Annotated in this window: 5 protein-coding genes; 3 read left to right on the top strand and 2 right to left on the bottom strand. The window is 76.0% G+C overall.

Annotation, left to right across the window (positions count from 1 at the left end; translation table 11 throughout):
- Positions 1-124: 124 nt before the first annotated feature.
- Positions 125-742: a hypothetical protein gene (locus tag ACZ6CL_RS24750; RefSeq protein ID WP_468938840.1), complete on the bottom strand. Its 618-nt coding sequence runs from the start codon at positions 740-742 to the stop codon at positions 125-127.
- A 205-nt stretch (positions 743-947) separates the two neighbouring features.
- On the opposite strand from ACZ6CL_RS24750, the gene ACZ6CL_RS24745 reads away from it, so the two are divergent.
- On the top strand, positions 948-2,513 hold the full coding sequence (locus ACZ6CL_RS24745) for a helix-turn-helix domain-containing protein (RefSeq protein WP_468938838.1): 1,566 nt from the start codon (positions 948-950) through the stop codon (positions 2,511-2,513).
- Positions 2,514-2,515: 2 nt separating this feature from the next.
- On the opposite strand, the gene ACZ6CL_RS24740 is transcribed toward ACZ6CL_RS24745, so the two are convergent.
- Positions 2,516-5,935 (bottom strand): hypothetical protein, encoded by a 3,420-nt coding sequence (locus ACZ6CL_RS24740; protein WP_468938836.1) that lies wholly within the window; start codon positions 5,933-5,935, stop codon positions 2,516-2,518.
- A gap of 739 nt (positions 5,936-6,674) precedes the next feature.
- Between ACZ6CL_RS24740 and ACZ6CL_RS24735 the strand changes: the two genes are divergently transcribed.
- Positions 6,675-8,144, top strand: coding sequence for an aldehyde dehydrogenase family protein (locus ACZ6CL_RS24735; RefSeq protein ID WP_468938833.1), 1,470 nt, complete (start codon positions 6,675-6,677; stop codon positions 8,142-8,144).
- On the top strand, positions 8,141-9,691 hold the full coding sequence (locus ACZ6CL_RS24730) for an APC family permease (RefSeq protein WP_468938831.1): 1,551 nt from the start codon (positions 8,141-8,143) through the stop codon (positions 9,689-9,691). The genes ACZ6CL_RS24735 and ACZ6CL_RS24730 overlap by 4 nt, the downstream gene beginning before the upstream one ends.
- Positions 9,692-9,697 lie beyond the last annotated feature (6 nt).

The raw sequence follows: 9,697 nt of genomic DNA, 5'->3' as shown, positions 1-9,697 counted from the left end.
CGAGCGCGGGGCCGCGAGGTGCCGTGCCAGGCGTCGGGAGCCCGGCATGATCGGCAAGACACCCCCTGGGGACGAGTGCCCTCCCCGGCGGCGGCGACGCGCACCCCCCGGGGGGTCACGGGTGCTACGGGTGGTGCAGCTTCACGACCGCCGTGGTGGTCGTCCGCCGGAACGCGTCGACCGGCGCGTGTTCGTAGTTCCCCATCTCGCCCCACTCGACGACGGTGACGGTCCGCCCGTCCCGCCCCACCCCGTAGAGGTGGATCCCCGGCTCCGAGTCCGGGTACGAGGTGTGGACGCCGTACACATGGGCGCCGTCCTCGGCCGGGAGCGTGCCGTAGTCCCGCCAGGACGCCGTGCCCCCGGGGTAGTCGCGCTCCCAGTCGGCGGCGCAGTTCCGTACCTTCTTCTCGGCGGCCGCGGCGAGCTTGCGGGCGGCGTCCACGGTGGCGGCCTTGACCACGACCTGGCTCGCGCTCGTGTCGTACTCGGTCCAGAAGGTCCGATGGGTGGCCCCGGCCGAGGGCAGCGTGCCCTCGACGCAGAAGGGGACGTTCTCGGGCAGCCCCGGGGTGACGTCGCTCGCGTACCAGTCCGACGACGGGTGCGGCGGCAGCTCCTTCGGTACGAGGTGGCCGGGCGTGCCCGGGGCGGCGGTCGCGGTCGCGGACCCGGCCAGGAGGGCGGCCGCGGTCAGGGCGCCGAGGCCGGCGGTGCGGAGTGTGTGCGCGGACATACGCATGGAAAGGGCTCCTCGCTTCGCATGTGGTGGAAAAACCGCCAAACTCACGACGGCAGCCCAAGACTGCGCGGCACCGCGCCGCCACCGCTACGGGAAGCGTGGCATCCGGGACGCGGGAATGCCTGCACGTACGCTGACTTGGGGGAATGGCGACGCCCTCGAACGCGGCCGCGGGAAGGGGCAGAGGGAAATGGGGGACGGGCCGGTGGGCAGAGTTGATGGGGGCGATGGAGCCGATGGGGTCGATGGAGCCGATGAGGTCGAGCGGTTCGCGGAGAGCCTGCGCGCGCTGAAGGAGCGCTCGGGCCGCAGTTACGGGGCCCTGGCCACCCGTCTGCACGTCAGCACGTCCACGCTGCACCGCTACTGCAACGGCGACGCGGTCCCCACGGACTACGCCCCGGTGGAGCGCTTAGCCCGCCTGTGCGGCGCGACCCCGGACGAACTGCTCGCCCTCCACCACCGCTGGCTCCTGGCCGACGCCCGCCGCTCCACGGGCCGGGCCGCCGCGGTGCCCCGCCAGGACGGCCCCCCACGGGGCACGGAGCTGGCCCCCGCCGAGGCCGAGCCCAGCTCCGCCGCCCCCACCGGTCGCCCTGCCGAGGCCGCGTCAGCCGCCGCTGGGGAGGCAGCGAAGCGGGACGCGGACCGCCCCCAAGCCGCCGCCCAGCGGCGGGCCGCACCAGACGGGGGCCGGACGCCGGGCATCCCGGGAAGCGCCCGGGCCCGGTGGTTGACGGGGGTACCGACGGCGGGGGCAGGCGGGGGGCCGGGGCAGGGGCGGTTGCGGAGCGTTCCGGATGACGTGGCGCCAGCCGGGGCGGGGCGCCCGGCCTGGCGTACTCGGCCGTGGGCGCTGGTGGCGGGCGCGGCGGCCGTCGTCGTCCTCGCCGTCACGGCCGTGGAGGTGCGGTCGTCGTCCGGCGGGAGCGGGCCGAGGAACCACACCGCCGTCTCACCCCCGGCGGCCACCGCGACGCCGAAAGCGCCCGCGACGCGCCCGCCCACCACCGGACCCACCGCCCGTGGCCGTCTGGAGCGGGAGGAGACCGGCGACGCGGCGCGGTCGGGCGCGCCGCACAGTGGGACGCCGGGGCGGCGCGGCGGCGGAACGGCGTCCTCGCCCCCGGCGTCCGGGCCGCCCGGGGCCGCCCGCCTCCCGCTCACCCTCGGCACCCGCTCCCACGTCTGGGAGAACGGCTGCGACCACCGCTACCTCATCGACCGGCCGCCCGCCGACGTCGCCCCGCCGCCCACCGAGCAGGACGCCCCCGCCTGGGCCGCCGCCCACGACGCGGTGCACGGCGGCACCACCAACGTCGAGGTGACCGTCCAGGGGCGGGCGGAGTCGGCGGTCGTGCTGCGCGCCCTGCACGTACGGGTCGTGGGGCGCCGTACGCCGCTCGCCTGGTCGTCGTACGCCATGGAGAACGGCTGCGGCGGCGCCCTCACCCCGCGCGCCTTCTCCGTCGACCTGGACGCCGCCCGCCCCCGGGCGCGCCCCACCGACGGCAACGACGAGGGCGAGCCGATCCCCGCTGTCCGCTTCCCGTATCGCGTCTCCGCGTCGGACCCCGAGGTGCTGCTGGTCAACGCCCGTACGGCGGGCTGCGACTGCCGCTGGTACCTGGAGCTGGAGTGGACGAGCGGGGACCGCGCCGGGACGGTGCGGATCGACGACGGCGGCGCGCCGTTCCGCACCAGCGGCGTCAAGGGCCGCCCCGCGTACGGGTACGACTACGGCGCCGGGGCCTGGCGCGAGAGCACGTAGAACTACTCCCCCGCCGTCGTCAGCCGCAACGCCGCGTCCCGCACATCCGGGTGCGGATGCTGCCGCAAGCCCCGCACCCGTTCCCGCCAGGGCTCCGCCCATTCCGTACGGGGGCCGCCGACGCCCGTGAGGACGGCGGCGAAGAGCCCGGCGGCGTGTCCGCCGTCCTCCTCCAGCTGCGTCGCGGCGCGCAGCAGCCCCTCCCGTCCGCCGGGCCGCGCGGCGGCGGTGAGCCGGTCGCGCAGGACGTCGGCGGTGCGGGCGGCGAGCGCGGGGCGGGAGGCGTGCAGCCGGGCGAGGCGGGCGAGGGCCGCGGTGAGCGTGCTCGGCCGGGCGTCCAGGTCGAGGGCGTGGACGAGGACCTGGGCGGCCTCGGGGACGAACGTCTCGTACCCGGCGAGGAGTTCGGCGGCGCCGAGCGCGTGGCGCCGCATCTCGCGCGGCCGGACCCGCCCGCGCTGGGCGAGCTGGGCGGCCAGGTGCCGGATGCGCTGGCGGGCGGGCCGGTCCCGGTCGGGTTCGGCGTCGGGCATGCCGGTGCGGGCGTCGGCGGTGACGAGGGCGGCGAGCGCCCAGGCGAGGGGGTTGTCCTCGGAGGTGCCGTCGGGCGCGGCGGCCATGAGGGCGAGCAGGGCGTCGGCGGCGGACCGCCAGCTCGACCGGTTGCCGAGGTCGGTGACGGCCGCGACCAGCAGCGCCGCCGCGTCCGGCGCCCAGGGCGACCAGCGGGCGAGCGCGGCGTGGCCGGAGGCGGCCACTTCGGGGTCCTCGGTGTCGCAGACGACGCGGATGAGCTGGGCGTAGCGCTCGCGGTGGAGTTCGGGGAGGTCGAGCGGGAGGGTGCGCAGCACGGCGTGGCGCAGTTCGCGGCGTCCGCCGGCGGCGGCCGACAGCAGTTCCCAGGCGCGCTTGGTGCCGAGCAGCCGGGCCGCGAAGCGGACGCAGACGGCCTGGACGTCGGGGTGCTGGCCGGGGAGCCCTTGGGCGTCGGCGAGGAGGGTGGCCGCGTCGGAGGCGGGGAGGTGGGCGGCGGCGAGCCGGGCGGCCTCCTTGCGGCTGGTGACCTTGGGCGGGACGGACGGTACGGCGGTGGCGACCCCGTCGGGCGCGAGGACGCCCCGGATGAGCCGGTCCAGCCGGGACGGCGCGACGTACCGGGCGGCCCTGGCCGCCGCGTACACCGCCACCCGCGCGCGGTCGCCGCCCGCGTGGGCGAGCAGGAGGGGCAGGGCGTCCCCGGGACGGCGGGTCCGGGGCAGGGCGGCGAGCGCGGTCTCGGCGAGCACCACGTCATCGGCGGCGGCCCACATCCTGACCAGCGGCGCGCCCTCGTCGAGCGGCGCGGCGCGGGCGATGGCGGAGGCGCGTTCGGGTGGCGGCAGGGCGGTGTCGGCGGCGGCCTTGGCCAGGAGGCGGGCGGCGGCGGCCTGTTGACGGGGCAGCCAGCGGGCGGCGTCCCGGCCGGTGGGCGGCGTCCAGTGGGTGCCGTGGGTGAGGAAGCGCCCGTACGGCGGGGTGTCGCCGAGCGCGACGTCGAGCAGGTCGGTGCGGCGCCGGGTGAGCACCGCCAGGACCGGCGGCAGGACGGCGGCGGAGGGCTCCTGGGCGAGGAGTTCGGCCACCCGGGCGTCCCGTTCGCGGGGCGGCTCCAGCCACAGGGCGATGGCGGTGCGGGCGGTTTCGCCACGGCCGAACGCGATGGCCTGCCACAGCAGTTCCTGCAGCTCGGGCAGGGTGTGTGCGCGCCGTCCGAGGGAGCGGGCGAGGGCGAACGTCAGCTCGTGGTCGACGCGTTCGGCGCCCGCCTCCAGCCAGGGGCGCAACGCCTCGAAGACGGCGTGTTCCTGACCGCGCCGCAGCCGGTGGTCGAGGCGGCCGAGGTCGGCGGCGCCGACGCTGCCCGCGAGCCGGGTGACGGTGCGCAAGCCCCAGCCGAGCAGTTCGCGCCGCCCGGTGACGGCGTGTTCGCGCAGCAGCGCGACGGCGAGGCGGCGCAGCGCGCGGCGGGTGCCGGCGGAGGAGTCGCGGGCCTGGATGGCGTCGGTGGCGACCCGGTCGAGGGGTTCGGCGGCGTCGTCGGTGAACAGCGCGGGCGGGATGGTGGCGAGCGCGCCGAGCGCGGCGTGGCGCACCGGGTCCTGTTCGTTGCGCAGCCGTTCCAGCTGCCGCAGCAGCGCGGTGACGGCGTCGGGGTCGCCGGAGCGGGTGGCGTTGCGGATCAGCAGCGGGTAGGCGGTGGCGCGGTCGTCCGCGGCGGGGCGGCGGGTGGCGGCCAGCAGCTCGTCGCGCGCCTCCTCGACCGGCAGATACGCGACCGCTTCGAGCACCGTGGTCCAGTGCGCGCCGCGCTCGCGCGCCTGCGTGGCCATGCGGCGCGCCTCCTCCTGGCGGCGCGGGCGCGGCAGGGCGTCGAGGACGGCGGGGGCCAGGACGGCGTGGGCGGGGTCGCGGTCGGCGGTGGCGGCGTCGAAGAAGGCGGCGCGGCGGGCGGGCGGCAGGGCGGCCAGCAGCCGCGCCAGGGGCTCGGCGTCGTGCGCCAGCTCTCGCCCCAGGGCGTCGAGTTCGGCCGGGTCGGCCGTCACGAGACGGCGCAGCACGGCCCGTTCCAGCCCCCGGCCATGCGGGCCGCCGCGCAGCAGGTGGGTGTGCTCGGGCGTGAGCAGCAGATCGAGCGTACGGCCGGGGTCGGCGGCCACCAGTGTGCCGAGCCGGTGCCACAGGGCAGGCTCCAGTGCGCTGTGGCACCGCCGCTCCAGCAGGTCCAGCACGCGGTCCGGCTCGGCGCGGGCGGCGAGCGCCACGCCGGACGCGTACCGCTGCCACCAGCCCGCGCGCAGCGCCTCGGGCAGCGCGGTCAGCTGCCGCTCGGCCTCGTCGAGGACCGCGGCGGGGTGGCGGGTGGTGAGCGGCCGCCAGCTGCCGACCGCGTGGAACACCAGGGGCAGCAGCCGTACGACGGTGTCCGCCCCGCACCCCGGCAGCAGCCGCGCCGCCTCGCCGTCGCCCCAGCGCTCCCGCAGCGGCTCGACGAGCCGGTCGGCGAGCGCGGTGCGGCGCTGGGCGACGACGGCCCGGATGAGCTGGCGCCGTACGGCGGCGGGCGCGTCCTCGAACGCCGCCTCCAGCGCCTCGTCCCGGACCCGGGCCCGCAGGGCGTGGCTACGCACCAGCGGGTCGGGGTCGGTGAGCAGCGTCTCCAGATGGCCGGTCCGCCCGCCGATGGCGGCCGCCGCGGCGGCCAGCCGTCGCTCGTACCCCCCACGCCCGGCCAGCTCCTCCACCAGCCCGGCCAGTTGCCCCCGCGCACTGGCCGCCCGCACCCGCAGGGCCAGCTCCCGCATGCGCCGCGGATAGGGCAAGGGGTCGAGGGCGGCGAGCAGTTCGTCGGCGAGGACGCGGGGCGCGTCGGGGTCGTACACCATGCCGAGGATTCTCCCCGCCACCTGCGCCACTCCCCCACCGGGTGGTCTCCCCCACCCGGGACTCCCCCGGAGGGACACGCGACCGACACCAGCATCCGGACGCTGAGCCTCCGCCACGCCCCGGAAACGGCGGACGAAAACAGGGGCACCCCGCCCCGCGGCCTCAACCCGCACGACCGGGCCGGGGCCATGCGACGCCCCCCCAGGACGAAGGGGAACAGGCCGTGCCGCCCAGCGCGCCGGGCCACCGGGGCGGCAGCCGCACGCCGGGCGCACGGCCGGGGTGGGCGAGGCGGCGGCGGCCGGGCGCCGGGCGTCCGGCACGGACCGGGAGCAGGCGGCGCGCTGGCCCATGGGCCTCCACACGGAGGCTTCGGTCGGGAGCAGGGCGCCCCCGCCCTCCCGGGGGCGGGGCGGGTACGGGCCACCGGCTCGCGGCCCGCAGTGGCGGCGGCCGTCGGCGGCGCGGGCGTCGAGGTGGGCGGGCGTCGAGGTGGGCGGTCGAGGTGGGCGGAGCGCCCGGCAGGGCGGCAGACGCGCGTCGGGCGCGCGGCCGGGGCCAGCCCGAGCGAGGGCCGGACATCTGGCCCGGCCGGGCTGGGTGTCGGCGTGCCGGTTCCACGGGCCGCACGCGCGCGCCGCCGGTGCCAAGCGGGGGGCGTACGTCGTGCGGGGGCGACCTGGGGCGCTTACGCTCGGGGTGTGGACTGGCCGGGGAACCCCAGCAAAGGGGGGCACTATGCCGGAGCTGTTCATCGGCGGACAGTGGACCGCCGCCCTCGACGGACAGACGCGGGAGATCCGCTGCCCGGCGGACGGGGCCCTGGTGGCCTCCGTGGACGAGGCCGGGGCGAAGGACGTGGCCATGGCGGTCGCGGCGGCGCGGGACGCGTTCGACCGGGGGCCGTGGCCGGGCACCCCGGCCACGGAGCGGGGGCGGCTGCTGCTGCGCGTGGCCGATCTGCTGGAGCGCGACAAGGCGAATCTGGCCCGGGCCGAGTCCCTGGACACGGGGAAGCGGCTGGTGGAGAGCGAGTACGACCTCGACGACATCGCCGGGTGCTTCCGCTACTTCGGTCATCTCGTCGCCGCCGGTGGCGCGGACCGGGTACTGGACACGGGCAGTCCGGAGATCGACAGCAGGGTGGTGCGTGAACCGGTCGGGGTGTGTGCCCTGATCACGCCGTGGAACTATCCGCTGCTGCAGACGGCCTGGAAGGTGGCGCCCGCGCTGGCCGCCGGGAACACGTTCGTCCTCAAGCCCAGCGAGCTGACCCCGCACACCGCGATCGGGCTGATGCGGCTGCTCAGCGAGGCGGGGGTGCCGCCGGGCGCGGCCAACCTCGTGCTGGGGGCCGGGTCGACGGCCGGGGCGCCGCTGGTCACGGACGAGCGGGTGGACATGGTGTCGTTCACCGGCGGGGTGGTGACCGGCCGGTGGATCATGGCGGCGGCCGCGACCACCGTAAAGAAGCTCGCCCTGGAGCTGGGCGGCAAGAACCCGAACATCGTCTTCACCGACTCCGACTTCGACACGGCCGTGGACTACGCGCTGACGGCCGTGTTCCTGCACTCCGGCCAGGTGTGCTCGGCGGGGGCCAGGCTGCTGGTCCAGGAGCAGCTGCACGACGCGTTCGTGGACGAGGTGGTGGCGCGCGCGAGGGCGATCCGGCTCGGTGGCCCGTTCGACGAGAACGCCCGCACCGGCCCGCTGATCTCGGCCGCGCACCGCGACAAGGTGGCGAGTTACGTGGCGGCGGGCATCGACGAGGGCGCGGTGCTGCGCTGTGGCGGGTCGCCGCCCGACGAGCCGTCGCTCGCGGGCGGCCACTACTACCTGCCCACGGTGCTGGACGACTGCACTCCGGACATGAGGGTGGTGCAGGAGGAGTCGTTCGGCCCGGTGCTCACCGTGGAGCGGTTCCGGGACGAGGACGAGGCGCTGGCGCTCGCCAATGACACGGTGTACGGCCTGGCGGGCGCGGTGTGGACGCAGGACGCGGAGAAGGCGCAGCGGGTGGCGTCGCGGCTGCGCGCCGGAACGGTCTGGATCAACGACTTCCACCCGTACGTCCCGCAGGCCGAGTGGGGCGGGATGAAGCAGTCGGGCATCGGCCGGGAGCTGGGCCCCGCGGGGCTGCACGAGTACCAGGAGACCAAGCACATCTGGCGCAACACCGCGCCCCGCCCCCAGCGGTGGTTCACGTGACGGCGGCCGATCCCACCGAGCCACCCCGCCCCGGCCCCCGCCGGGACACGGCACACGACGACGACTCGCTCGCGGAACTCGGCTACCGGCCGGAACTCAAGCGCACGCTCGGCAACTTCCACACCTTCGCCGCCGGGATCAGCTACATCTCCATCCTCACCGGCACCTTCCAGCTGTTCTACTTCGGCGTGACCCACGGCGGCCCGGCGTACTGGTGGTCGTGGCCGATGGTGTTCCTCGGCCAGCTGATGGTGGCGTTGTGCTTCTGCGAGCTGGCGGGCCGCTATCCGGTGGCGGGGTCGGTCTACAACTGGTCCAAGCTGCTGGGCGGCCCGCACGTCGGCTGGCTGGGCGGCTGGATGATGATGACCGCCTCGATGGTGTCGCTGGCGGCGGTGGCGCTCGCGTACCAGATCACGCTGCCGCAGATCTCCGCGTGGTTCCAGTTCATCGGCGACGGGAGCAGCGGCGCCGAGCGGGCGGCCAACGCGGTCGTGCTCGGCTCGATCCTGGTCCTTTTCACGACCCTGGTGAACGGCTTCGGGGTGAAGCTGATGGCCCGTATCAACTCGGCCGGGGTGGCCATCGAGCTGGTCGCCGCGATCGTGCTGATCCTGCTGCTGGCCGCGCACTTCACCCGCGGCCCGTCCGTCGTGCTGGACACCTTCGGCCGAAGCGAGGGCCAGTCGCTGGGCTACTTCGGCGCGTTCCTGACCGCCTCGCTCGCCTCCGCGTACGTGATGTACGGCTTCGACACGGCCTCGTCGCTCGGCGAGGAGTCCGTGGACCCGGGCCGCAACGCGCCGCGCGCGATTCTGCGGGCGCTGGTCGCGTCGTTCCTGATCGGCGGGTTCATCCTGCTGTTCGCCCTGATGGCGGTGGAGAACCTGCACGCGAGACAGCTGGCCGAGGACGGTCTGCAGTACGTGGTGCTGTCCACCCTCGGGCACACCATGGGCGAGATCATGCTGTGGTGCGTGGTCGTCGCGATCACGGTGTGCGCGCTGGCCGTGCACACCGCCAGCATCCGGCTGATGTTCGCCATGGCGCGGGACAACAACCTGCCCGGCGGCTCCCGGCTCGCCCATGTCCATCCGCGCTTCCAGACACCGGTGCTCCCGGCGGTCCTGATCGGCCTGGTGGCGGTCGGGATCCTGGTCATCAACATCAACCAGCCGCAGATCTTCTCGGTGGTCACCAGCATCGCGATCATCATGATCTACCTGGCGTACCTGCTGGTCACCCTGCCCATGCTGGCGCGACGAATGAGGGGACGGTGGCAGCCCGCCGAGGGCCGGTTCTCGCTGGGCCGGTTCGGTGTGCCGGTCAACGCGCTGGCCGTGCTGTGGGGCGTCGCGATGTCCGTCAACCTCGCCTGGCCGCGCGCCCAGGTCTACAACGCGAGCGGCCCGCAGCACTGGTATCTGCGCTGGGGCGCGGTGCTGTTCATCGGCGTGGTCGCGCTCGGCGGCTTCACCTACTACTGGTTCGTGCAGCGCAAGCACACCGGCGTACTCGCCGAGCACGCCGCCCCCACCACCCCGTGAGGAGAC

Source organism: Streptomyces sp. NPDC041200, from assembly GCF_055591805.1.
Note: the sequence above shows the minus strand (reverse complement) of the source record. Positions and strands in the feature narration are given on the sequence as shown.

What these genes read in the sequence shown, in the direction of transcription:
- ACZ6CL_RS24750 (WP_468938840.1), bottom strand. Translation starts at nt 742, where the DNA reads ATGCGTATGTCCGCGCACACACTCCGCACCGCCGGCCTCGGCGCCCTG.
- ACZ6CL_RS24740 (WP_468938836.1), bottom strand. Translation starts at nt 5,935, where the DNA reads ATGGTGTACGACCCCGACGCGCCCCGCGTCCTCGCCGACGAACTGCTC.
- ACZ6CL_RS24735 (WP_468938833.1), top strand. Translation starts at nt 6,675, where the DNA reads ATGCCGGAGCTGTTCATCGGCGGACAGTGGACCGCCGCCCTCGACGGA.